We start from the raw sequence: 25,774 nt of genomic DNA, 5'->3' as shown, positions 1-25,774 counted from the left end.
TTTTATTTTTCACATTATTTAGCCCGTCTTCTCAGAGTCCGCTCAATTTCTCTTTGTTGATCGCGTTTCTTGATATCCTGTCGTTTATCGTATTCACGCTTACCTTTGGCTACTCCAATCAAAACCTTTGCAAAACCTTTTTTTAAATAAACCTTCAAGGGGACAATTGTAATTCCCTTATTCTTAGTTTGTTCTTCTAACGCTAATATCTGCTTTTTATGCAAAAGTAGCTTTCGATTTCGCAATGGATCATGATTAAACTGATTACCCTCAGCATATTCGCTAATGTTAACATTCATCAAATATGCTTCGTCATTTCTAACTTGAACAAATCCGTCACGTAGCGTAATTCTACGCTCCCTAACCGACTTAATCTCAGTTCCAGTTAATGCAATACCCGCTTCAACCGTATCTGAAATAGCATAATCATGACGCGCCTTTTTATTTTGTGCCAGAGAGTCGTCTTTGGCTTTAATCTTTTTGGCCATAAGTCACCTCCAAAAATAGATTAGTGTGTTGCTTTAGAATTCCCACTTTGTTGTCTATTCTTTAAATTCTTATCTTTATAAAATGGTTTATGATTACCATTTTTGGAACCATTGTTTTTATTAAAATTACGATTCCCATTACTATGATTCCCTCTGTTACCACCATTACGTGGTCGTTGTTGACGTGGTGGTAATTGAATATCACTGGTTGGAGTATTTTCAGGGTGAAGTAACTCAAAGTCTACCTCTGCTTGATCTTTATCAACCCGCATTAATTGAATATCAATCTCTTGCCCAATCTGGAACGTTCTTCGAGTATTACGCCCCACCAGTGCCAATTGACTTTCAACGTATTCATAATAGTCATCTTTCATGGTACTAATATGGATTAGCCCTTCAACTGTGTTTTCCAGTTCAACGAATAAACCAAACTTCATTACAGAGCTAACAACCGCATGGAATTGTTCGCCAACATGATCACCCATAAATTCAGCCTTCTTCATGGCGTCAACATCACGTTCAGTATCAACAGCTCGTCTTTCTAGTTTAGAGGTATGTTCAGCAATTTCAGGCAGTACCGCAATATACTTACTTTGAGATTCCTCTGATATTCCATCATCACGATAATGGCGAATCAACCGATGAACAAATAAATCAGGATAACGTCGAATCGGCGAAGTGAAATGAGTATAATACTTAGCAGCTAATCCAAAATGTCCTAGCGATTGTGCATCATACTTGGCTTGTTTCATACTTCGTAACATCATTACCGAAATCATTGCTTCTTCCGGTGTACCAGCAACCTGCTTCAAAACTCCTTGCAGCATTTTGGGCTTTAAATCCTTAGGGCTTCCCTTTACAACATGACCAAAATTTGTCAAAAATTCAAAAAATGACAACATTCTTTCTCCATCTGGAGTTTCATGCACACGATATAAGAAAGGAACATGCTCAGAATAATAATGTTCCGCAACTGTTTCATTTGCTTCCAACATAAATGATTCAATCATTCGTTCGGAAGTTCCACGTACTCTAATCTTAATATCAGTTGGATGACCAGTTTCGTCAACGATGATTTGAGCCTCATTATCATCAAACTCAATAGCCCCACGATGTTTACGCTTCTTTAAAAGAATCTTATGAAGTTCTGCCATCAATTCTAACATTGGAACTAGATCTGCATAACGTTCACGTGTCTTTTCGTCGTCCGACTCTAAGATTTTATTCACATTATTATATGTTAAGCGAGCATGTGACCGCATAACGCTCGGGTAAATTCGGTGTTTAACAGTTTTACCTTCTGGATTTATTTCCATTTCACTGGTCATTGAAAGACGTTCGACATCAGGATTTAAAGAACAAATTCCATTTGATAACTTGCGTGGTAACATTGGAACAACCCGATCAGTCAGATATACACTCGTACTACGACGATAGGCTTCTTTATCCAGTGGCGATCCCTCTTTAACATAATGTGAAACGTCCGCAATGCTAACTAATAAACGATAATTACCATTATCAAGTTTTGTAACCGCAACAGCGTCATCAAAATCTTTGGAATCATCACCATCAATTGTAACCAAAACTTCATCAGTTAAATCAACGCGGCCAACTTTTTCATCTTCCGTAACATAATCCGGAATATCTTTGATTTCTTCCAAAACATCTTCGGGAAAATCAACTGGAACATCGTGTTGGTAAATAATCTGTAAAATATCGACCCCAGGATCGTCTTTATACCCGATTGTTTCCACTGCAATACCCGCAATTAATTTAGGTGAATTAGGTTTAGGATATTGGGTAACACTAACAGTTATTACAGCTCCATTTTCAGGATGAATTCCACCATCTAAGACGTCAAACTGATAACTTGAAAGTTTTTTGTCGCGAATCGCAATATGCCCCAAAACGTTTTTATCTGGTTCAGGTGCATATTCAAAAGTACCTACTGCCTGCGTAAAGTTACGCTCGACAATTTTTTTGACAATTCCTTCAGGTCCACGATCGTCACCCTTCTTTGATGGACGAATGATCTTAGCTTCAACGATATCGTTATTTAAGGCGTAAGCGGTATGATCCTCATTGATGTAGATATCGTCAATATCATCATCTTCAACCGATACAAAGCCAAATCCACGATCATTACCATGAAAGACTCCTTCAACTAGCAACTGATTCTTTGGCGTTGCCAACTTAAACTTGTCCTCCCTAGTGATAGCGACTTTCTCAGAACGCTCCATTTTTGCTAGTTCTTTTACTAATAAATTAAAAACGCTAGCACCTTCCAATTCTAATCCCTTAAAAATTTCTTCAGCCGTAAACGAACGCTTTGGAAACTTTTGTAAAAAGTTTAAAATCGATGCTTGTAGTTTATTACTTTCCATTGTTTACTCCATTTATATAAAATAAAGCGAGACAAAGTCAATTTGCCCCGCTTTTTCAGAATATTCTCTCTAATGTGCTGATACATATACCATAGCGATTGCAACTACAAAGAACAACACAAGCAAAATAGCTGTAACTTTTTGCATAAAAGCCTCAAAGCCACGGGCTTTTTGTTGACTAAACAATTCGCTAGCACCACCTGAAAGTGAAGCTAGAGAACTCTCATTCTTTGAAGGTTGCATCAAAACAGCAATGATAATAATTACTGAAAGAATTAATAAAGCTGTCATCAACGTTGAATACATAGGATAATCTCCTTCGTGCGGTAGTATTACATACTTTATAATTTACCATATTTTGGCTATAAATGCCACTATGATTCAGTAAAGATTAGTCTTCTCCCCAAACTGGGTTTTCTCCTTTAATTACAACTGGATAATTTGTATTTTTACGTAGATTTTCATATTTATTTGTAAAATACTTTTTAAAAGTATCAACGTTTTCGTTATAATTCTGCCATTCTTGAACTACACTTAGTGGATCTTCAACTACTATTTGCTTATCTTTCCAAAGTGGCAACAACTGATCCAACACTTTAAAATCAGAATTCAATATGTGAAATTCCCCGTCACCTGCTTTAACTGTAATTAACATCCATAAATATCCAAAAGGATAACCACTCAACTCCTCTGAAATTACAGCTCCAACTTGAATCCAATCAACATCAGTATATTTATACTCGGCTAATCCTTCACCCGCATCATCTGCTAATGTAAAATTATCTGCATTAAAGTTAACTTGTCCGTTATTCATTCCACCACGTTGAACCATTCTTCCCAATTTTATTGCTCCTTCAATAAGCAACTTAGGACGAACATCATTTTCAGGAAATGACATATCGTTAACCTTAATCTGAGCGCGTGTCATATATCTTTGATAATTAACTTTTGTAATTGAAAAAATAACTGGATTTTGTGTATTAAAAATTCCTGTATCAACATCATGCATTATATCACCCTCTATTTAACGCTTTCGTTTACAAATATATATTAATACGTTAAATAGTTTGTGTCAATTTAAATCAACAAAAAAAGTCGAATCAATAAGATTCGACTTTCAAATTACAAATAATAATTATTTGTTAATTACACTGTTACGAGCATCTTCGCTAAGATTGTAGAATGAGTGAATACCCTTGTATTCTGCAACTTCGCCAAGTTGATCTTCAATACGCATTAATTGGTTGTACTTAGCAATACGGTCTGTACGACTCATAGAACCAGTCTTGATTTGGCCAGCGTTTGTAGCAACAACCAAGTCAGCAATTGTTGTATCTTCTGTTTCACCTGAGCGGTGAGATACGATAGCTGTGTAACCAGCTTCTTTAGCCATTTCAATAGCTTCAACAGTTTCTGTTAAAGTACCAATTTGGTTAACTTTGATAAGGATTGAGTTAGCAGCACCCATCTTAATTCCCTTAGCAAGGTAGTCCGTGTTTGTAACGAAGAAATCGTCACCAACAAGTTGAACTTTCTTACCAAGTTCATTTGTGATTGATACCCAGTCGTCCCAATTATTTTCATCAATTGGATCTTCGATAGAAATGATTGGGTACTTGTCAGCTAAACCTTCAAGGTATTTAACGAAGCTAGGAGTATCAAACTCTTCACCAGTTGACCAACGCAACTTGTACTTCTTGTTTTCATCATCCCAAAGTTCTGAAGCAGCAACGTCAACTGCAATAGCAACGTCTTTACCTGGTTTGTAACCTGCTTTTTCAATAGCTTTGATAAGATATTGAAGAGGTTCCTCATTGTTAGCGAAGTCAGGAGCAAATCCACCTTCATCACCAACAGAAGTTGCCTTACCATCAGCTGAAAGCAATGCTTGAAGCGCATGGAAAGTTTCTGAACCCATACGGATAGCTTCAGTAACAGAATCAGCACCTACAGGCATGATCATGAATTCTTGGAAATCAACTTTGTTAGTTGAATGTGCTCCACCATTGATAACATTCATCATTGGTGTTGGAAGAACATGAGCGTTAAAACCACCAAGGTAGTTGTAAAGAGGTACTTGTAACTCATCAGCAGCAGCACGTGCAACAGCAAGTGAAACACCAAGGATTGCGTTTGCACCCAATTTACCTTTGTTTTCTGTACCATCTAACTTAATCATAGCTTTATCAATAGCAACTTGGTCAGTTACTTCAAAACCAACGATTTCTTTAGCAATAGGGCCATTAACATTAGCAACAGCCTTTTCTACACCTTTTCCACCGAATTTTGATTTGTCGCCATCACGAAGTTCAACAGCTTCATGTTCACCTGTTGAAGCACCTGAAGGAACAATTCCACGACCAAAACCACCGTCTTCAGTATATACTTCAACTTCAACAGTTGGGTTACCACGTGAATCAAGGACTTGACGTCCATAAATATCTGTAATAAGTGACATTTTAAATTCTCCTTAACTATTAATCTGCTTACGCAGTTATATTATATTACAAACGAGCTATTAAATTAACCCTTATAGTTAACTAATTGAAGGAATGATTCTGGATCAAGTGATGCACCACCAACAAGTCCACCATCAATGTCTTCCTTGCCCATTAATTCAACAATGTTAGCAGGCTTAACACTACCACCATATTGAATACGAACCTTACCAGCAACTTCGTCGTTGTAAAGTTTTGCAACTGTTTCACGAACTACGTGACATACTTCTTGTGCTTGGTCACTTGTAGCTGTTTTACCAGTACCGATTGCCCAAATTGGTTCGTAGGCAATTACAAGTGAAGCAACTTGGTCTGCAGAAAGATCCTTTAAAGCATTCGTGATTTGACCAGCGACAAAATCATTTGTTTCGCCAGCTTCACGTTGTTCCAAAGTTTCGCCACAGCACACGATTGGAGTCATGTTGTTACGAAAAATAGCCTTAGCCTTCTTGTTAATATCTTCGTCAGTTTCATGGAAATATTGACGACGTTCTGAATGTCCAATCACAACGTAATCAACACCCATTTCTGAAAGAGCTTTAGGACTAGTTTCACCAGTAAAAGCACCTTCATCTTCAAAGTAACTGTTTTCAGCAGCAGTCTTTAAGTTTTCGTCTTTAGAGAACCAAACCAAAGCGTTTAAATCAATTGCAGGGGCTGCAATTACAGATTCAACGACGTTAGCATCCGGTAACTTACCCTTGATAGCTTCTAAGAAAGCCTGTGTTTCTTCAGGGTTTTTGTTCATTTTCCAGTTTCCAGCAATAATTGGAGTACGCAAAATAATAACATCCTTTCCTTAATAAAATGCTTATGTAATACGACAAGGCTGACTAAAAGCCAGCCTTGGGTATTGGTTTAATTATTTGTTTGAAATAGCAGCAATACCAGGTAATTCTTTACCTTCAAGGTATTCAAGTGATGCACCACCACCAGTTGAAATATGTGTCAACTGATCGCCAACGCCCAATTGCTTAACAGCAGCAGTTGAATCACCACCACCAACAATTGTTGTAGCATCTGATAATGTACCAAGGAACTTACCAATTTCAAGAGTTCCCTTAGCATAGTTACTCATTTCAAATACACCCATTGGTCCATTCCATACAACAGTCTTAGCATCCTTCAAAACATCTTCGAATTCAGCAATTGATTTAGGTCCAATGTCAAGAGCCATGTAACCATCAGGAATATCGCCTTCAACAACTTTGTTAGGAACATCGTTATCAAATTTTTCAGCAATTACACTGTCAACAGGGAGAACGATTTTATCGCCACCCTTTGCAAGGATTTCTTTAGCAACGTCGATCTTATCTTTTTCAACAAGTGAGTTACCGATTGTCATTCCCTTAGCAGCGTAGAAAGTATATGTCATACCACCACCAATAATAACTTTATCAGCTTTATCAAGTAAGTGATCGATTACACCAATCTTGTCAGAAACTTTTGCTCCACCAAGAATTGCAACAAATGGATGCTTTGGATCATCAACAGCTTCACCCAAAAACTTGATTTCTTTTTCCATCAAGTAACCAGCAGCAACTGGTTTGCCAGCAGCCTTCATTGCTTCAGCAACGCCGACATTTGAAGCATGAGCACGGTGAGCAGTACCAAATGCATCATTAACGAACATATCGCCAAGAGATGCCCAATATTGACCTAATTCAGGATCGTTTCCACTTTCCTTCTTACCATCAAGATCTTCAAAACGAGTGTTTTCAAATAAAAGTACGTCGCCGTCTTTCATTTTTGAAACTGCATCTTCAAGTTGTTGTCCACGAGTTACTGGTACAAACGTAACTGGCTTGTCAAGTAAGTCAGAAAGACGTTGTGCAACAGGACGAAGTGTCAAAGCTTTTTTGTCTTCTTCAGTCTTGATACGACCAAGATGAGAGAACAAGATTGCCTTTCCATTATTTTCAATGATGTATTTGATAGTTGGAAGAGCAGCCACAATACGGTTGTCATCGCCAATTACACCATCTTTTACAGGGACATTAAAGTCCACACGCATAAGAACTTTTTTATCATTAACATCTAAATCAGAAACAGTTAACTTAGCCACGTTGATAGCCTCCTATATTATATAGTCATTTTTACTAAAAAAGACGGAGGAAGTCGACCTCCCTCCGTCTTTTAAACCGTTAGACGGTTTGAAATCTACAAGTATTTAAGAATTAATCTTAAAGAGTAGCAAATTTCAATAAAGTACGTACCATTTGGCTAGTAAAGCCGTATTCGTTGTCGTACCAAGCAACAGTTTTAACTAATTGTTGGTCGCCAGCTGTAGTAACTTCTGTTTGTGTTGGGTCAAAGATTGAACCATAAGTTGTACCAATAATATCACTTGATACGATTTCGTCTTCGTTCCAACCGAATGATTCGTTACCTTCAGTATGCTTCTTGATAGCTTCGTTTACTTCGTCAGCTGTAACTTTCTTGTCCAAGATAGAAACAAGTTCTGTCAATGAACCATCAACAACAGCAACACGTTGTGCATGTCCTTGAAGCTTACCATTTAATTCAGGAATTACAAGACCGATAGCCTTAGCAGCACCAGTTGTATGAGGAATTGTATTAGCAGCAGCAGCACGAGCAGCACGGAAGTTACCACCACGAACAGGTCCATCAAGTAACATTTGAGTACTTGTGTAAGCATGAACAGTTGTCATAGTAGCAATCTTAACACCAAATTCTTTGTTCAAGAAGTAAGCCATTGGTGCTAAACAGTTTGTTGTACATGAACCAGCAGAAACGATACGATCATCTGAAGTTAAAACATCATCGTTTACGTTGTAAACAACAGTCTTAAGATCACTACCAGCAGGAGCTGAGATCAATACGCGTTTTGCGCCAGCGTCCAAATGAGCTTGTGATTTTTCTTTTGATGTGTAGAAACCTGTACATTCAAGTACAAAGTCAACACCGTCATTCTTAACCCAAGGAATATCTTGTGCCTTTGGTTCAGCATAAACACGGTATTTCTTACCGTCAACAACGATTGAATCGTCAGTTGCACTAACCTCAGCAGGGAAAGTACCATGTGTTGAATCATATTTGAGCAAGTGTGCCAACAATGCTGGGCTTGTCAAATCGTTGATAGCAACAACTTCGATTTCGTTTGACTTTGCGCCTAATTCAAAAATACGACGGAAAGCTAAACGACCGATGCGTCCAAAACCATTAATACCAATCTTTACAGTCATAACTAAGATTTCCTCCTTTAGGAATCTAAAAAATAATTTATTTTAAAAAGTAAAATCACAAGACTCTACTTTTTTAAAATCAAGTTTGCAGCACCCTCATCAGTAATTAATACCGTTTGTTTAGGTGCAATCTTCATGTAGGCGTCAATTGCCTCAGCCTTATCTGAGCCACTGGCAATTGCAACTACATGATTGAAATGTTTGGCATCCTCAAGCTGTAATCCAAGGCGTGGCACTCGGTAAACCACCTTACCATCTTTATCATAAAAACATCCGAAAGCCTCGCCAATCGCATGTGCTTCGTGCAACAAGCTTTGCGTTTTTTCGTCTATCTCACGACGTCGTGCCATATCATCCGCCCGTCCAATACCATGAATGGCCACCTGCGCACGAGCAATTAAATCCATTACTGCTTTAACACTTGGCTCATTCAACAAAGGATGATATGTATCTTCACTCAACTGCTCTGGAATATACAGTGAACGACTCTGGCCACCAGTTTGTGAAGCCATCGTAGCAGCCACTGAATTAGCCTGTCGTCTTACTGATTCACCCATTCCACCACGTCCCGGGACAAATAATAATCCACGTCCACGTGATAAAGCAGTTGTTAAACCTGCGGCTACAGCAGCCATTGTTGAACCACCCATAACCACTATAGTATTATTACCCTTCCGGCAACATTTTGCAAGCGCCTCATTCAGAGAAAATCCAAGTTGTTGTGTAACACCCCACTGCCGGTCACTATTACCTCGCACAATTATACATTGTTCAATGCCCAGCTTAGAAGCCAACTGGTCTTCCCGACTTTTTAGGCCCCAAAGTTGATTAGCAAGACCTTCTAGTCCTTCTTCAACTTTTCGACCATCTTCGGTCAATGACATGCCAGTTTGTGAGCTAATAATTAATCCTTGTGATCGCAGCGTATCAGTTTCGGTTCGTAGCACTCGTTCACTTAAATGGACCCGATCCGCCAAAACACGACGTCCAACTGGCTCCAAAGGGGCAATCGCCCGTAAAATGTCATACCGACGTAGAAAACCGTCAACCATCTCCGGAACAATCGACTCAAGTAGCTCTAGTTGATTACTCATGATCCAGCTCTCCTGACTGGGACGCCAATTGCCCACGTGTGCCATAAAACGACCCAACAACTTGAAAATAAATGGCATACAAACTCAAGCATTAACTTTTGTTGCATACCTCACTTACAAAGATGATTATAACAAGTCCGTATTTATTTTGCAAACGTTGCACTCACTCAAATCTTTTCCTTTTCGAGGACGATGGAATATCAAGACTTTCACGGTATTTAGCCACTGTTCTTCTTGAGATTTTGATGTTATTCTCTTCAAGAATTTTCCCGATTTTTGCATCAGAAATTGGTTTAGCTTTATCCTCTTCTTCTATCAAACGAGCGATTCTCTGTTTTACAGCATCAGAGGAGAGCTCGTTATTTTCATTGCTTACAGCATTACTAAAGAATTTTTTGAGTTCAAAAGTCCCAATCGGCGTAGCTATGTACTTACCGTTAACTGCGCGAGAAATTGTAGACTCGTGTAAATGTAACTTATTTGCAACGTCTCTTAATAAAAGTGGCTTTAACTCCTTCGACTTAGTTTTAAAATAATCTAGTTGTACACTGGTAATTATTTTCCCCACACGTAAAATTGTTTCCTCACGTTGATTCAGACTTTTTGCAATCCATTCATATTCGCTTTTTTTTTCGCTAATATATTCCACAACTTCTTGGTTATTCTCCGACTCCAATTGACTGAAGTATGCACTTTGAAACTCTACTTTTGGATGTGCCGCCTTTGTTGTTTGCAAGCGCAAAGAACCATCCTCATCTTCAAACAAAATTAAATCAGGTATAACATAAGCAGATTCATGTGAACTAAATGCAGCTCCAGGTTTGGGTGTTAATGTTCTAACATAATCAAAAACTTCTTGGACATCCGTCAGTAACATATCGTAGCTCTTTGCAATTTTATCCCATTCGCGATTAACCAGTTCATCAAAGTTCTCTTCTAAAACCAAATAGGCCATCCTTGGTGATCCTTCATCATTTTCAGTTTGTAACATCAATGATTCCCTTAAATCTCTAGCTCCAACACCAGGTGGATCTAGTTGCTGTAATAAAGTTACGGCATCATTAACCGAAACAAGTGAGGCACCAGTCTTTTCAATAACGTCCTCATTTGAAATTTGAAGATAACCATTCTCATCAACATAGTCCAATAAGAACTGGACTAACCGGCGCAGTGGTGTATTTCTCATAGTTAGATGAACTTGATCGAGTAAATAGTCAAATAAGGACTGTGTTGAAGAACCTGCAGCCTGCTCGATTAACGCATCATGAGCCTCACTATTTAATACCGACGAACTTCTAAATTCATTAGTTTGATCACTCACCTCAACACTGATAAGCGGATTTTCTAATTCTTTTTGCTGTAAGAATTCTTGTAACTCCTCTACATTGTATTGCAACATTTGGATTGATTGCTGCAATGTTTGAGTCATTGCAAGTCGTTGAATCTGCTTTTGTTGTTGTTTTTGTGAAATTCCTTGTTTCATTGCCATTTTAATCACCATTACCACTTGTTATTTAAACTACTCTAATGTAAAATTTCTATTGTACTTGCGCCGTTAGTGTAATGGATAGCACGTGAGATTCCGGTTCTCGAGCTGTGGGTTCGACTCCCACATGGCGCATATTACATAAAATCTAAACATTTTTATTTAAGGGGTATTTCAATTTTTGGAATGCCTTTTTACTTTCTCAAGCTTTTGCCAATTGTATCCGCTGCCATTATAGCATTAATTATTTTTACAATTACAACTACATTGCTTAGTTATAATTCTACCTATGTTTCTACTTTGTTTCAAAAAATAAGCAAAAACATTTGACCTTTTTTGACCTTTGTTTTACACTATCATCATGTTAGTTATCTAACAGATAATTTTTCGTTTAAAAAAGGAGGCAACTAAGTTATGAACTTGGTCCCAACAGTTATTGAACAATCATCACGTGGCGAACGTGCTTATGACATTTATTCACGCTTACTAAAAGATCGTATCATCATGTTATCAGGTGCGATTGATGACGATTTAGCAAACTCAATCATTGCCCAACTATTATTCTTGGACGCACAAGATTCTGAAAAAGATATTTACCTTTACATTAACTCACCTGGTGGTGTTGTAACTTCTGGTCTTGCAATTTATGATACAATGCGCTTTATCAAGTCAGATGTACAAACCATCGTTATGGGTATGGCAGCTTCTATGGCTAGTGTGCTTGCTTCTTCTGGTACTAAGGGGAAACGTTTTGCACTTCCTCATTCAGAAGTAATGATCCATCAGCCTTCTGGCGGTGCACAAGGTCAACAGACGGAAATTGAAATTGCAGCCGAACAGATTTTGAAAACTCGTAAAGAGTTGAATCATATTTTAGCTGAAAATTCTGGTCAACCTTTTGAAACTGTTAACCGTGATACTGAGCGCGATAATTATCTTACTGCACAAGATGCAGTTGATTATGGTTTGATTGATGGTATTATGGAAAATAATTCTGAAATCAGTAAATAGAGTTTCTCTAAAACACGACAGACTTCTGCCGTGTTTTTTTATGTCCAGTCTGATTCTCAACAATACGCAAGAAAACATTAAGTATTATAAAATTAAAATGAGTCTCAAATGATAGCTAATCCTCATCATTTAAGACTCATTTTCTTCTACATATTTTTTAGTTATGCTCGTAATTGTTCCGCGAGTTGATTTATTTTTCGCAATCTATGATTAATACCAGACTTTGAAATAGGCCCTCCTGGAACTAACTCGCCAAGTTCTTTTAAACTAACCTCTTTATGCGCTAATCTAGCCTCAGCAACTTCACGCAATTTAGGTGGTAATTCACCTAATCCAACCTGATCATCAATAAATTCAATATTGTCGATCTGCTTCATTGAAGCGTTGGCTACTTTATTTAAGTTGGCAGTTTCACAATTAACTAAACGATTAACTGAATTTCTCATATCGCGCATGATTCGCATATCTTCAAATTTGAGCATAGCCGTTGTTGCGCCAATTAATTGTAAAAAATCGGCAATATGCTCTGCTTCCTTCAAATAAGTTATATAACCACTTCTTCGTTCAGTAGTTCTAGCATTCAAGTCATGCTTATTTATCCATTTTGCGATCATATCATTATGTGATTCGTAAAGTGAATAAATTTCAAGGTGATAACGACTTGTTTCAGGATTATTAACAGAACCCCCAGCTAAAAAAGCGCCTCGCAAATAGGAACGTATTTCTGCTTCAGAAGTGAGTACTCCATCTGGAACCATCTCATTAATTTGAAAATCATCTTCTAAAATATCAAGATCTTTTAATAATTCTTTAACCCCGCTACGCAACCGAACAACGTAAACGTTATTCTTTTTCAACTTCATCTTGCGGCGCACGCTTAACTCAGCATCAATTTGATAGAATTCTTTTAAAAGTGAATAAATTCGTCGTGCAATAGCAGGATTTTCTGTTTGGATATTCAAAATTAAATCTCGATTTGAAATCCCAATCGATCCATTCATGCGGATTAACGCCATTAGCTCAGCCTTAGCATTCCCCTTATGAACTTCTAGACCAGTTAATTCCTTTTTTACTTCACTAGCATATGACAAATCGCTCACCTCCCTTTTATTTTCGCTTTGGATTACTACAAATATTCATCAATTCTTCTACTACTTGTGTTCCATTATGGAAGGCCCCACCATCTCTTAACAACAAAAAGTCCTCGGAAATAACTCGACATCCCATTTTGCGCAAGCCATTAAAATCATGTGTGACTTGTTTAGAAACTTCGTCATAACGATGAAAATCCATATAATCTTCTGGTACAATTTTCGTATTAACAAGGACAGTATCAACAAAATTTTTCCCCAAATGTCTATTCAAGGTGCGAACATGATCAGCATCTGAAAATCCAATTGTTTCACCTTTTTGAGTCATAATATTACAGATATATACAATCTCAGCATTAGTTTTCAAAACAGCTTGACCAATATCGTCAATCATCAAATTAGGTAAAATACTAGTATATAAACTACCTGGTCCTAAAATAATTTGATCGGCCTCTAAAATTGCTTGAACAGCACCTTTGATGGCTTTAGGTTTCTTTACTTCACTCCACGGATTGGTTTCAACCCAAATACGCTGAATTGTCTTATGTGCAGCTGTGATTTCCGCTTCACCAGCAAGTTGCGTCCCATCTGTGAACTCGGCATGCAATACAAGTGGCTCATCGCTTGCAGGAAAAACATTTCCCTTAACTTCCATCATTTCTGACAATTCTTGAATAGCAGCACCAATGCCACCCTTCATTTCTGATAGCGCAGCAATGATAAGATTTCCAATCGCATGACCTGATAGAAAACTGTCATTACTATTAAACCGATATTGAAAAATATCTTTAAAGGTACTCGAAGAATCTGACAATGCAACCATTACGTTTCGAATATCCCCTGGCGGAACAACGTTCACATAATCTCGAATGATTCCAGACGAACCCCCGTCATCTGCAACGGTCACGATGGCTGTTATGTCAGCATTTTTCTTGTGTAATCCATTAAGGACGACTGGCAACCCAGTACCTCCACCAATTACAACTATTTTCGGCCTCTTCCCCATTATCATGAGCGGTTTACCGTTTCCTTTCGCTTCAACGCATCCCTGTGTTGAACATGAGTAGGATATATATCCTTCAAATCACTGCCTAGCCTTTCGGCAATTGCTACCGAACGATGTTGTCCACCTGTACAACCAATTGCAATCGTTAAATTAGATTTCCCTTCTTTTTCGTATCCAGGAAGTGTCTCTTTGAGTAATGCAATAAAATGTTCATAAAACTTGGCAGTTGCTGGCTGATTCATTACGTAATCATAAACATCTTTATCCATTCCAGTATGATTTCTTAACTCAGGAATATAGTAAGGATTTGGCAAAAATCTTACGTCCATTACAATATCAGCATCAATTGGAAGCCCATACTTATAACCGAAAGATAAAATTTCTACATGAAACTTAGCAGTTTTATTATCTGAGAAATGAGCAAAAATTTTTTCACGTAATTCGCGTGGTGTCATCTTTGTCGTATCAATAATAAATTGTGAATCGGTTTTTAGAGGCGCTAATAATTCACGTTCTTTTCGAACACCGTCTGCGATTCGTCCGTCCATTGCCAACGGATGAGCACGCCTTGTTTCTTTATAACGAGCAATCAATTCTTCATCAGAAGCATCAAGGAATAGGATTTCTGTATCGACATCCTGCCCGAAACGACGATCGCCAGTAAGCATTGAAAGGAGTTGGTCATAAAACGTACGGGACCTTAAATCTACAACTAGGGCCACTTTTTCAATATTTCCAGCCTCGGTTATCAATTCAAAAAACTTCGGTAGTAAGGCTGGCGGCATGTTATCAACTACAAAGTATCCAAGATCTTCAAAGCTCTGCATGGTTACTGTTTTTCCAGCACCACTCATTCCAGTCACGATTACCAACTGTAAATTTTTTGCCATTTCATTTCCCCCTCGTAAATCCTTTCCATATTATATCACACCCGGGTGTTTCTTTTTTCTTTTCAAAATTTTAAAACCATTTAAAATAAAATGAACCCCCAAGATTTTTAATATAATCTATAAGCGTTCATTTCAATAATTATTTTATTTAATTTTTTTCATACGGTTTAAATCTCTCTCCAAAATTGGTTTAAGATACTGTCCCGTGTAACTGTTGGAAGCCTTAGCGATATCTTCAGGAGTCCCGGTCGCAATAATTTCACCGCCACCAGCTCCTCCCTCAGGTCCGAGATCGATTAAATGGTCTGCCGTTTTAATCACGTCCAGGTTATGTTCAATTACTAATACGGTATTTCCATTATCAACCAATCGTTGTAGTACATCCAATAAGCGTTTAATATCATCGGTATGCAGTCCAGTAGTCGGTTCATCAAGAATATAGAAATTGCGTCCATTGGCTTTCTTATGCAACTCGGCAGCTAACTTCATTCGTTGAGCTTCCCCACCAGATAAAGTTGTAGCCGATTGTCCCAAATGAACGTATCCTAAACCGACATCAATAATAGTTTGTAACTTACGGGCGATCTTCGGAATTGCTTCAAAATACTTGGCTGCTTCTTCAACTGTCATATTCAGTACTTCAGCAATGTTCTTCCCCTTATACTTAACCTCGAGGGTCTCAGAGTTATAGCGCTGCCCATGACAGACTTCGCAAGGCACGTAAACATCTGGTAAAAAGTTCATCTCGATCTTAAGGATTCCATCACCTTTACAGGCCTCACATCGTCCACCTTTTACGTTGAAACTAAAGCGACCCTTAGTGTATCCCCTTAATTTTGCCTCATTCGTTTGTGCAAAAAGACCTCTTATATCGTCAAAAACACTGGTATATGTCGCAGGATTGCTTCGAGGCGTTCTACCAATCGGAGTTTGATCAATATTGATAACTTTCTCAATATTTTCAACACCAGTAATTTTTTTAAACTTGCCAGGTTTTTCAGAATTATTGTTAAGTTTTTGAGCTAAAGCCCTTTTTAATACCATATTTACTAAAGTAGACTTACCTGACCCAGACACTCCAGTAACTGCAATGAATTCGCCCAGTGGGAAATCAACACTTACGTTCTTTAAGTTATTTTCACTAGCACCAGTCAATCTTATTTTTTTACCATTGCCACTCCGCCTATCAGGACTAAACGGTATAAACTTCTTGCCAGCTAAATACTGTCCCGTTAATGATTTTGTTGACCGCATAACCTGCTTTGGAGTTCCCGCAGCCATTACTTGACCCCCATTTTCACCAGCACCAGGCCCAATATCAATTAAATAATCAGATGCCAACATGGTATCTTCATCATGCTCAACAATTACTAATGTATTCCCCAAATCACGCATTTTTTTGAGGGAACTAATTAGACGATCATTATCACGCTGATGTAACCCAATTGAAGGTTCATCTAAAATATAAAGTACACCAGACAAATTCGAACCAATCTGCGTTGCTAAACGAATTCGTTGAGCCTCACCACCAGATAGTGTACGTGCTGACCTGCTCAACGTTAAGTAATCTAATCCAACATTACCTAAAAACGTTAAACGATCATTGATTTCTTTCAGTACAGGAGCTGCAATTTGTGATTCTTGATCTGATAATTCAACACCCTTAAAAAATAAAATGCTCTCATCAACAGGTAATTCAGAAACCTCACCAATATGCTTTCCAGCAATTTTTACGGAAAGTGCTTGACGATTTAAACGATACCCATGACAAGTTTGACAAGTCAATTCACGCATGTATAGTCGCATTTGGTCCCTTGTAAAGTCGCTATTGGTCTCAGCATAACGCCTGTTAACGTTACTCACAACCCCTTCAAACTCCGCATCGACATCACGCACACCGCCAAAATCATTTTCATAATGAAAATGAAATTTTTTACCCTGTGAACCATACAAAACAATATCTTGTTCTGACTTTTTTAAATTCTCAAAGGGAACATCCATATCAATTCCAAAACTCTCAGCTGCTTGTTCAAGCATAGATGGATAATATTGTGAACTAATAGGATTCCAAGGTGCAATTGCTCCTTTGCGTAACGTTAAGCTTGGGTCTGGTACAACTAAATCTGTATCTACTTCTAACTTCACACCCAACCCATCACAATCTGGGCATGCCCCAAATGGTGCATTAAATGAGAACAATCTTGGCTCTAACTCACCAACCGTAAAACCACAAATAGGGCAAGAATAATGTTCAGAAAAAAGAATCGGTTCACCATCTAAAATATCTGCCGTCGCATAACCGTCGCTTAATCGTAAGGCAGCTTCAAAAGAGTCAAATAGCCGGGAACGTATTCCATCCTTTACCACAACACGGTCAACTACTACATCGATAGTATGCGCTTGATTCTTATTTAGATCAGGAACTTCGTCAACATCATATGTTTCCCCGTCAACTTGTACTCTAACAAAGCCTTCCCGCTTAACCTTTTCAAAAACTTTTTTGTGTTGTCCCTTTTTTCCACGAATAATTGGTGACATAATTTGGATGCGAGTACGTTCTTCCAGTGCTAATACACGATCAACCATTTGTTCAACAGTTTGACTCGTAATCTCCGTGCCGTCGTTAGGACAAATTGGATGTCCAACTCTCGCCCATAAGAGACGAAGATAATCATTAATTTCCGTAACCGTCCCCACTGTTGAACGAGGATTCTTGGAAGTTGTTTTTTGATCAATTGAAATGGCAGGACTAAGTCCATCGATTGAATCCACATCTGGTTTATCCATTTGTCCTAAAAACTGACGTGCATATGCTGATAAACTTTCTACATATCGTCGTTGTCCTTCAGCATACAGTGTATCAAAAGCTAGTGAGCTCTTACCCGACCCAGATAATCCAGTTACGACAACCATCTTATTCCTTGGAATTGTTACATCAATATCTTTTAAATTATGAGATCTTGCCCCATGAATAACTATTTTATCGTTTGCCAACCTAATTCTCCTACCCGATTTGTGACTTTAGTTCCAACACGGTATCTCTTAAATTAGCAGCTTTTTCAAAATCTAATTTCTTGGCAGCTGCTCGCATTTGGTCTTCCAGGTTCTCAATCATATTACTCTGATCTTCCCTGTTCATATCAGCGAAGTCTACATCCAAAAAGTCGTCCTTTTTACCCTTATTTTCATCAGACTTCGTCGATGAGATTAGTTCGCCAATCGATTTTTGAATTGTATGCGGAGTTATACCGTGTTCTTCATTATATGCTTCCTGAATACTCCGACGACGTGCAGTCTCATCAATTGTTTCCTGCATTGAACGAGTAACCCGATCAGCGTACATTATTACATGTCCATTTTCATTACGGGCAGATCTTCCCGCAACCTGAATCATAGAACGAGTATTACGCAGAAATCCTTCCTTGTCAGCGTCTAAAATGGCCACAAGTGAAACTTCTGGAACATCAATTCCTTCACGTAGAAGATTAATTCCAACTAACACATCGTATTTCCCAGTTCGGAGATCCCTAATAATTCTAGTTCTTTCAAGTGTCTTAATATCACTGTGTAAGTAGGCAACTTTTACACCCATTTCCTTCAGATAATCGGTTAAATCTTCTGCCATCTTTTTTGTTAAAGTTGTCACAAAAACACGTTCATTTTTCTCGGCACGCTGGTTTATTTCTCCTAGCAGGTCATCCATTTGGCCCATAATCGGTCGAACTTCAATTATCGGATCCAACAATCCAGTTGGGCGAATAATTTGCTGAACCACATCATCCGTACGTTCTTGCTCATAATCGCCTGGAGTGGCCGACATATATATAATCTGGTTAACATGTTTCTCAAATTCTTCTAATCGTAATGGTCGATTATCCAGCGCGCTTGGTAGCCTGAATCCATAATCAACAAGCTGTTGTTTTCGTGCTCTGTCGCCATTGTACATTCCACGAATCTGGGGCATCGTAACATGTGACTCATCCACAACGACTAGAAAATCATCGGGGAAGAAGTCTAATAGAGTGTATGGTGGTTCACCCGGTTTCCGTCCGTCCATATGGCGTGAATAATTTTCGATGCCACTGGTATACCCCATCTCACGTAACATTTCTAAATCATAGGTTGTGCGTTGTTTTAACCTTTGGGCCTCCAATAGTTTCCCATCTTTTTCAAGTTCATCTAATCTAACTTTTAGTTCATCTTCAATACCCTTAATAGCTGTTTCCATTCGCTCTTCATTAGTCATGAAATGGGTTGCGGGGAAAACCGTAATATGATCGCGATCCCCAATGATTTCACCAGTTAATGCATCAACTTCCCGCATTCTATCAATCTCATCACCAAAAAACTCAACACGAATCGAATGTGCTTCACTTGCAGCTGGAAAAATCTCAACAACGTCTCCGTGCACTCGAAAACGTCCACGTTGAAAATCAATATCATTACGATCATACTGAATATCAACTAACTGACGAAGCAATTGATCCCTACCAATCTCCTGGCCTACTCGAATTGATACAGCATGGTCCCGATATTCTCGTGGATCACCCAACCCAAAGATACTTGAGACAGAAGCCACAACAATAACGTCATTTCTCTCAAGTAAAGAACTAGTTGCCGAGTGACGTAATTCATCAATCTCATCATTAATTGATGAATCCTTCTCAATATAAGTATCACTGGACGGAACGTATGCTTCCGGTTGATAGTAATCATAATAACTAACAAAATATTCAACGGCATTGTTGGGAAAAAACTGTTTAAATTCTCCGTACAACTGCCCCGCCAATGTTTTATTATGTGAAAGCACCAAGGTTGGTCGATTAACCTGTTGGATAACATTAGAAATCGTAAAAGTCTTACCCGTTCCCGTCGCGCCAAGCAAAATTTGTTCCTTTTCACCCTTATTAAGTCCATTAACTAGTTCCTCTATTGCTTTGGGCTGATCCCCGGTAGGCTTATACTTTGAAACTAATTGAAACTTTCGATCATCCTCACGTTCAATCATTAATACGATACCCCCCACTTTTTTAGCCAGAATAAATTTAAGTTCTCTTCAGTCTAAATTACACTTAATCAAAAAGTTAATAATCTGCTCTAGAAGGGAACGACGAATGATTTTTATTTCATAATCATTCGTCGCTTAACGTTAATCCCATCACTTAACTTCTATCTAAATTGGCCACTATCAAAAATCTATACACATTCTATCACACCGAACATACTTTCGCCATCTTCAAAGGTTGCTTAAAAAAGAGAAAGCGATAGCAAACTTGGATGGGCATTTTCCCGCAAGTTTACTACCGCTTTAACATCAAATATTTTAATTTATTTTACTAATTTATCAATGCTGTCTTCAAACAAATCAACCTTTTTAAGGGCATCTTCTTCACTTTCTCCAACAGTACCCACATAGAATTTAATCTTAGGCTCCGTTCCTGAAGGACGAATTGCAATCCAAGTCCCATCATCTAACGTGTATTTAAGCACATTGGATTGTGGCAAATCAATTTTGCTTTCTTTGCCCTCTTTATTAACTTGAACACTAGTTTCAAAATCTTGTGAATTAACAACCTGATATCCAGCAAACGCAGTTGGATGTTCTGAACGGAATTGGTTCATAATTGCATCCATTTTTTCTTTACCATCAACTCCCGGAAAATCTTTGGAAATTGTTTTTTCTTCATGATAGCCATAAGTTGCAAATAGGCTTTGTAATCCATCGTATAAGGTTTGACCTTTGCTTTGATAATATGCAGCTATTTCAGCAAGTAAAACGATACCTTGAATAGCATCTTTATCCCTAACAAACGGACGAACAAGATAACCATAGCTTTCCTCAAAACCAAACATAAAGGTATGTTCACCAGTTTCTTCAAAGTTCTTAATTTGATCAGCGATAAACTTAAATCCAGTCAGGACATCAATCATCTTAGCATGGTGTCCTTCAGCAATTCGTGTTGCAAATTCGCTTGATACAATTGATTTAACCGCAACTGCATTCTTTGGTAAATCACCAGCTTGTTCATGCGCAGTTAACACATAATCTAACATTAAAGCGGCAATCTGGTTTCCTGTCAGGAGTTTATACTCCCCATTAGGCAAACGAACTGCTGCCCCCAATCGATCAGCGTCAGGATCGGTTGCAATCAACAAATCTGCGTCTTGCTTCTTACCTAGTTCAATTGCTAAGTCAAAAGCCTGGGCAAATTCTGGGTTTGGAAAAGGAACTGTAGCAAACTCTGGATCAGAAATCGCCTGTTCCGGAACCATTGTGTAATCTGTGAAGCCCGCATTCTGCAATGCACGACTTCCGATTACTTTACCAGTTCCGTGAAGTGGTGAATAAATCAACTTCATGTTAGCACCGAATTTTTTAATTAATTCATGATTCAATGAAACCTTTTTGATTTCTGACAAATATTTCAAGTCAACATCTTCGCCAATTAAGGACATCAATCCCCTTGCCCGTAATTTTTCTTGTGTCATTGATTTAACAGCAAAAATATCTGTTACTTTTCGAATGTAGCCTGTAATGCGATCCGATTCTTCTGGTGGCATCTGACCACCATCTGGACCGTAAATTTTGTATCCATTATATTGTTTAGGATTATGACTAGCGGTAATCATGACCCCCGCATAAGTCCCTAACTCTCTAACAGCATAAGATAACTCTGGTGTTGGACGAATATCATCAAACACAAAACTTGGAATTCCGTGTTCACCAAGTACACCAGCGGCTTCAAGAGCAAACTCTTTTGAGTGATATCGGGAATCGAAACTAATTGCAACCCCTTGTTGTTGTTCAGCTTGAGGTAGAGTATCCATAAACTGAGCTAAGCCTTCCGTGGCCTGACGAACCGTGTAAATATTCATTCTGTTAATACCTGGTCCCATAACCCCACGCATCCCGGCCGTTCCAAATTCCATTGGAGCGTAAAAAGCTTCTTCCGCAGCTTCAGGATCTTGAGATAATTCAGCTAACTCACCCTTCAACTTGGGATCCAACTCATCGTAATTCTGCCATAGTTCCATTGTGTCTTTCCAACTCAATTTAAGCGCCTCCAAACCTTATTATGACCTAAGTATACACTACTGAAGAACGGGCGAGAAGTTTTAAATTTTATAATTAAGGCACTTAATAATAAATTCGGATTAGTTCAATTTATTTAGCTTTATGATCATCGAGAGCATAAAGTATAATCCCCAATAAAGCACTAACAATACCAAAAATAACAACTTTAAAAGTTATTCCAGAAAAAATATATAAACATAGTAAAATTGCTATAATTGGAATCGTCATTCCTCCTGGCAAACGCCATCCGTCTTTGTCGGATTTGTCAACACGCTGAATTTTGATCGTTGCAAGTGACGTAGCAATGTACTGAATTAATGAAACAACTACAACACTGGATACCAAAAATAAATAGCTACCGCTTAGTAACAATAAGATGCTTAGACCCGAAGTTATAGCGATTGCAACCCAAGGCGTACCCTCCTTCGTTTTTATTCCAAGAATACTCGGTAATAATTGGTGTTCATTTGCTAGCGAAGATGCAACAAAGGGAGTACTAAACGAAACAGAGATAGCTACACCCAAAATTGATATTAACATACCGCCAACAATCAATAATTTACCCACAGGGCCTAAAGCAACGGCGAGTGCCAACGCCAAAGGTGTATTACTACTCATGATTTTTGTTCCCAAAACACCGATTGCTACAAATTGTGTAAGAGCGTAGATTGCAGTTACCGTGATAATCACTGATATTAAAGCTCGTGGTAAATTCTTTTCGGAATTTTTCATATCACTTGCTGCAATTGGCAAAAAGGAAAATCCAGAAAACATATAGAAAATTATATTAAAAGCATTATTATAATTGCCAATCGGATACACACCACTTTTCGAAAAGTTAATACTCTTTATACTCCAAATACCAATAATTATAAAAACCGCTAAAACTAGCATCTTCATCACAGTCGCTACATTATCCGACCAATCAGAAAACTTAGGACCTAATAAGTTTAATACGGCTAGTCCCACTATAAGTAACGTTCCAATTATGTTGTAGACCATCACGCTATTAGCAGCTGGAACAACTTCTCTCAGCACACTTAAAAATGCGGCAACCTCTGCTGCAATCGTTATTACACCTTGTATCCAAGAGAAGAAACCAATTTCAAATCCTGGAAAACGGCCAAATGCATTGTAGGTATATAGCCAAGCAGCCCCGTTACCAGTAAAACGACTCGCCATATCCGCAAAACAGAGCGCAATTGTCAAAGCAGAAAGTCCCGCAAGTGCAACTAACCAAATACTGTTATTACCTGTTAATTTATACATATTTCCCGGTAGCAAAAAAATCCCAGATCCAATAATGCCATTTACACCTAAAAAGAAGACAGACCAAAATCCCATTTTTCCAGTATTACTAGCCATACTTACACCCCAAAAATATTTATTTTTCAAATAAATAGTACCATAATTCTTCAAAAAAACGTTCTCATAACACTATTGTATGATAACAAAAAAACTTTATTAAGTGCGCTCTTTCAAGCGTTGAACTTAATAAAGTTATGTTTTTAAACGTTTTGCTTACTATTAATTTCTTGAATATAATCAAAAGCTTGTTGTGCTGCTGTGCCACCTTCGCCGACCGCAGTCGCAATTTGACGAAGATTCTTCTTACGAACGTCACCGACTGCAAATATGCCAGGAACTTTAGTGTGCATTAATTCATCTGTTGGAATCCATCCGTCTTCATCTAAGATACCAAGACCCTTAAACGGCGCAGTCATTGGTTGAACACCCACGTAAATAAATACACCAGATGCGTCAATAAAACTATCTTCGCCAGTTTTGTTATTGTTAACTTTAACTCCTTCAACCTTGTCATCGCCAACAATCTCAGTCACATTACTGTTCCAAACGAATTCCATTTTATCGTTGTCAAAAGCACGTTGTTGAGTTATTTTTTGTGCACGTAGTTGATCACGTCGATGAATAACAGTAACCTTCGAGGCTAATTGAGTAAGATAAATTCCTTCTTCAATTGCTGAATCACCACCGCCAATTACTACTAAATGCATTCCTTTAAAGAAGGCACCATCACAAACTGCACAGTATGAAACGCCACGTCCACTAAAGTCTTCTTCACCAGGAACTCCTAGCTTTTTATATTCAGAACCTGTACCGATGATTAGGACTTTTGTAATAAATTCATCACCCATATCAGTTGTGATTGTCTTAGTGTCACCATCATTAACAACAGATTCTACACTGCCGTAACTATATTCTGCTCCAAACTGAGTGGAACTATCATACATTTCTTTAGCAAGATCTGGGCCCAAAATCGATTTAAACCCTGGATAGTTCTCAATTGAGGCAGTATTATTCATTTGTCCGCCGTAAATTCCACGATCCAACATTAAAACTGACATGTTAGCTCGAGAAGCATACAGTGCTGCTGTCATTCCTGCAGGACCAGCACCAATTATAATAATGTCATATTCTTTTGCCATGGTGACCCCTCCAATTCGATAATGATACTAATATACGCTTACTTAATGTAACTTGTCTATTGATTAAACTCAAAAATAAAACTGAATTAAACCCAGATTTAAGTGCCCATCCAAACAAAAAAGTAGAATTAAGTCGTGATGTGATTTATACAATAACTTCACTAGCCTAAATTCTACCTTTAGTTGTATTGAGATGGATATACTCTACTTCTTTTTATCTAAATCTTTTCCAAGTTGAATAATATATTCCTTTAATTCATCCTTAGTCTCTGGGTGCTTTAACCCAAATTCGATATTAGTCTTTAAGAAACCAAATTTATTACCAACATCGTAACGATCACCATTAAATACATGAGCAAATACCCGTTGCCTCTTATTCAAAGTATCAATCGCGTCTGTTAACTGAATTTCATTACCTTCGCCAGGTTTCTGTTGTTCAAGAATATCAAAAATTTCAGGCGTTAGAACATATCGTCCAATGATTGCTAAATCGCTTGGAGCTTCCTCAACGGCCGGCTTCTCAACAAAACGTGCAACATTATATAAATTATCATTTAATTTTTCTTGAGGATCGATCACACCATATTTTGAAACTTCCTTGTGTGGTACTGGCATAACAGCAAGAGTTGAAGCGCCAGTTACTTCGTATGAATTAATCAGTTGCTTGGTCAGCGGAATTTTGTCTTCCATCAAGTCATCACCAAGCATTACAACGAAAGGCTCGTCACCAACGAAAGCTTTCGCAGTTAAAACGGCATCGCCAAGTCCACGGGGATGACTTTGGCGAATAAAATATAGATTGATATCAGTTGTCTCTTCAACCAATTTCAACATTTTATCTTTACCTTTGCTTCTTAAATTATCTTCAAGTTCAGGAACAGAATCAAAATGGTCTTCAATCGCACGCTTTCCTTTACCTGTGACGACTAAAATATCTTCAATACCTGATTTTTTTGCTTCTTCAACAATATACTGAATGGTTGGTTTATCCACGATAGGTAGCATTTCCTTTGGAGATGCCTTAGTTGCAGGTAAGAACCTTGTACCCAAACCAGCTGCAGGAATAATTGCTTTCTTTATTTTTGCCATAATCAAAAA

At 38.1% G+C, this 25,774-nt stretch carries 20 protein-coding genes and 1 tRNA gene; 2 read left to right on the top strand and 19 right to left on the bottom strand.

Annotated elements, in window-relative coordinates; genetic code table 11:
* Positions 1-14: 14 nt before the first annotated feature.
* The 10 genes from smpB to rpoN form a co-directional block, all read right to left on the bottom strand.
* Entirely contained in the window at positions 15-488 is a 474-nt protein-coding gene (gene smpB / locus PECL_RS02650; RefSeq protein WP_014215052.1) for an SsrA-binding protein SmpB, read from the bottom strand.
* 20 nt (positions 489-508) lie between these two features.
* Complete coding sequence (rnr, locus tag PECL_RS02645) at positions 509-2,872, bottom strand: ribonuclease R (protein ID WP_014215051.1); 2,364 nt, start codon at positions 2,870-2,872, stop codon at positions 509-511.
* A 69-nt stretch (positions 2,873-2,941) separates the two neighbouring features.
* Complete coding sequence (gene secG, locus PECL_RS02640; protein ID WP_014215050.1) at positions 2,942-3,178, bottom strand: preprotein translocase subunit SecG; 237 nt, start codon at positions 3,176-3,178, stop codon at positions 2,942-2,944.
* An 85-nt stretch (positions 3,179-3,263) separates the two neighbouring features.
* A complete protein-coding gene (locus tag PECL_RS02635; RefSeq protein WP_014215049.1) occupies positions 3,264-3,881 on the bottom strand; it encodes a hypothetical protein in 618 nt (205 codons plus the stop codon).
* Between the two features lie 126 nt (positions 3,882-4,007).
* Positions 4,008-5,330: a phosphopyruvate hydratase gene (eno, locus tag PECL_RS02630; protein WP_014215048.1), complete on the bottom strand. Its 1,323-nt coding sequence runs from the start codon at positions 5,328-5,330 to the stop codon at positions 4,008-4,010.
* 65 nt (positions 5,331-5,395) lie between these two features.
* Entirely contained in the window at positions 5,396-6,151 is a 756-nt protein-coding gene (gene tpiA, locus PECL_RS02625) for a triose-phosphate isomerase (RefSeq protein ID WP_014215047.1), read from the bottom strand.
* An 81-nt stretch (positions 6,152-6,232) separates the two neighbouring features.
* On the bottom strand, positions 6,233-7,435 hold the full coding sequence (locus tag PECL_RS02620) for a phosphoglycerate kinase (RefSeq protein ID WP_014215046.1): 1,203 nt from the start codon (positions 7,433-7,435) through the stop codon (positions 6,233-6,235).
* Between the two features lie 118 nt (positions 7,436-7,553).
* Positions 7,554-8,576: a type I glyceraldehyde-3-phosphate dehydrogenase gene (gap, locus tag PECL_RS02615; protein WP_014215045.1), complete on the bottom strand. Its 1,023-nt coding sequence runs from the start codon at positions 8,574-8,576 to the stop codon at positions 7,554-7,556.
* A 65-nt stretch (positions 8,577-8,641) separates the two neighbouring features.
* Entirely contained in the window at positions 8,642-9,670 is a 1,029-nt protein-coding gene (locus PECL_RS02610) for a sugar-binding transcriptional regulator (RefSeq protein ID WP_014215044.1), read from the bottom strand.
* A 163-nt stretch (positions 9,671-9,833) separates the two neighbouring features.
* Positions 9,834-11,159, bottom strand: coding sequence for an RNA polymerase factor sigma-54 (gene rpoN, locus PECL_RS02605; protein ID WP_014215043.1), 1,326 nt, complete (start codon positions 11,157-11,159; stop codon positions 9,834-9,836).
* Positions 11,160-11,219: 60 nt separating this feature from the next.
* On the opposite strand from rpoN, the gene PECL_RS02600 reads away from it, so the two are divergent.
* Positions 11,220-11,291, top strand: a tRNA-Arg gene (locus tag PECL_RS02600).
* Positions 11,292-11,570: 279 nt separating this feature from the next.
* Complete coding sequence (gene clpP, locus PECL_RS02590) at positions 11,571-12,167, top strand: ATP-dependent Clp endopeptidase proteolytic subunit ClpP (protein WP_014215042.1); 597 nt, start codon at positions 11,571-11,573, stop codon at positions 12,165-12,167.
* 161 nt (positions 12,168-12,328) lie between these two features.
* On the opposite strand, the gene whiA is transcribed toward clpP, so the two are convergent.
* The 9 genes from whiA to galU all read right to left on the bottom strand — a co-directional run bounded on the left by whiA (position 12,329) and on the right by galU (position 25,765).
* Positions 12,329-13,258 carry a DNA-binding protein WhiA gene (gene whiA / locus PECL_RS02585; protein ID WP_014215041.1) on the bottom strand — a complete coding sequence of 310 codons (930 nt, stop codon included), beginning with the start codon at positions 13,256-13,258 and terminating at the stop codon, positions 12,329-12,331.
* Between the two features lie 16 nt (positions 13,259-13,274).
* Positions 13,275-14,270, bottom strand: a complete 996-nt coding sequence (locus tag PECL_RS02580) for a gluconeogenesis factor YvcK family protein (protein ID WP_041534570.1) — start codon at positions 14,268-14,270, stop codon at positions 13,275-13,277.
* Positions 14,267-15,154 carry an RNase adapter RapZ gene (gene rapZ, locus PECL_RS02575; RefSeq protein WP_014215039.1) on the bottom strand — a complete coding sequence of 296 codons (888 nt, stop codon included), beginning with the start codon at positions 15,152-15,154 and terminating at the stop codon, positions 14,267-14,269. The genes PECL_RS02580 and rapZ overlap by 4 nt, the downstream gene beginning before the upstream one ends.
* 144 nt (positions 15,155-15,298) lie before the next feature.
* Positions 15,299-18,148, bottom strand: a complete 2,850-nt coding sequence (uvrA, locus tag PECL_RS02570; protein WP_014215038.1) for an excinuclease ABC subunit UvrA — start codon at positions 18,146-18,148, stop codon at positions 15,299-15,301.
* Positions 18,149-18,158: 10 nt separating this feature from the next.
* Positions 18,159-20,162, bottom strand: a complete 2,004-nt coding sequence (gene uvrB, locus PECL_RS02565; RefSeq protein ID WP_014215037.1) for an excinuclease ABC subunit UvrB — start codon at positions 20,160-20,162, stop codon at positions 18,159-18,161.
* A 320-nt stretch (positions 20,163-20,482) separates the two neighbouring features.
* Entirely contained in the window at positions 20,483-22,207 is a 1,725-nt protein-coding gene (locus tag PECL_RS02560; RefSeq protein ID WP_014215036.1) for a phospho-sugar mutase, read from the bottom strand.
* Positions 22,208-22,319: 112 nt separating this feature from the next.
* Positions 22,320-23,594 carry an APC family permease gene (locus PECL_RS02555; protein WP_014215035.1) on the bottom strand — a complete coding sequence of 425 codons (1,275 nt, stop codon included), beginning with the start codon at positions 23,592-23,594 and terminating at the stop codon, positions 22,320-22,322.
* Positions 23,595-23,737: 143 nt separating this feature from the next.
* The gene (gene trxB / locus PECL_RS02550; RefSeq protein ID WP_014215034.1) at positions 23,738-24,676 is read right to left on the bottom strand and encodes a thioredoxin-disulfide reductase; all 939 of its coding nucleotides are present in this window, start codon (positions 24,674-24,676) and stop codon (positions 23,738-23,740) included.
* Between the two features lie 204 nt (positions 24,677-24,880).
* Positions 24,881-25,765 (bottom strand): UTP--glucose-1-phosphate uridylyltransferase GalU, encoded by an 885-nt coding sequence (gene galU, locus PECL_RS02545; RefSeq protein WP_014215033.1) that lies wholly within the window; start codon positions 25,763-25,765, stop codon positions 24,881-24,883.
* Positions 25,766-25,774: the final 9 nt, after the last annotated feature.

The sequence above is a fragment of the Pediococcus claussenii ATCC BAA-344 genome (assembly GCF_000237995.1).
In the GTDB taxonomy this organism is placed as follows: Bacteria; Bacillota; Bacilli; order Lactobacillales; family Lactobacillaceae; genus Pediococcus; species Pediococcus claussenii.
This window is presented reverse-complemented; position numbering and strand designations above follow the sequence as displayed.

Coding starts and splice junctions, on each gene's coding strand:
- smpB (WP_014215052.1), bottom strand. CDS start 488: ATGGCCAAAAAGATTAAAGCCAAAGACGACTCTCTGGCACAAAATAAA.
- rnr (WP_014215051.1), bottom strand. CDS start 2,872: ATGGAAAGTAATAAACTACAAGCATCGATTTTAAACTTTTTACAAAAG.
- secG (WP_014215050.1), bottom strand. CDS start 3,178: ATGTATTCAACGTTGATGACAGCTTTATTAATTCTTTCAGTAATTATT.
- PECL_RS02635 (WP_014215049.1), bottom strand. CDS start 3,881: ATGCATGATGTTGATACAGGAATTTTTAATACACAAAATCCAGTTATT.
- eno (WP_014215048.1), bottom strand. CDS start 5,330: ATGTCACTTATTACAGATATTTATGGACGTCAAGTCCTTGATTCACGT.
- gap (WP_014215045.1), bottom strand. CDS start 8,576: ATGACTGTAAAGATTGGTATTAATGGTTTTGGACGCATCGGTCGTTTA.
- PECL_RS02610 (WP_014215044.1), bottom strand. CDS start 9,670: ATGAGTAATCAACTAGAGCTACTTGAGTCGATTGTTCCGGAGATGGTT.
- rpoN (WP_014215043.1), bottom strand. CDS start 11,159: ATGGCAATGAAACAAGGAATTTCACAAAAACAACAACAAAAGCAGATT.
- clpP (WP_014215042.1), top strand. CDS start 11,571: ATGAACTTGGTCCCAACAGTTATTGAACAATCATCACGTGGCGAACGT.
- PECL_RS02580 (WP_041534570.1), bottom strand. CDS start 14,270: ATGATAATGGGGAAGAGGCCGAAAATAGTTGTAATTGGTGGAGGTACT.
- rapZ (WP_014215039.1), bottom strand. CDS start 15,154: ATGGCAAAAAATTTACAGTTGGTAATCGTGACTGGAATGAGTGGTGCT.
- uvrB (WP_014215037.1), bottom strand. CDS start 20,162: ATGATTGAACGTGAGGATGATCGAAAGTTTCAATTAGTTTCAAAGTAT.
- PECL_RS02555 (WP_014215035.1), bottom strand. CDS start 23,594: ATGGCTAGTAATACTGGAAAAATGGGATTTTGGTCTGTCTTCTTTTTA.
- trxB (WP_014215034.1), bottom strand. CDS start 24,676: ATGGCAAAAGAATATGACATTATTATAATTGGTGCTGGTCCTGCAGGA.
- galU (WP_014215033.1), bottom strand. CDS start 25,765: ATGGCAAAAATAAAGAAAGCAATTATTCCTGCAGCTGGTTTGGGTACA.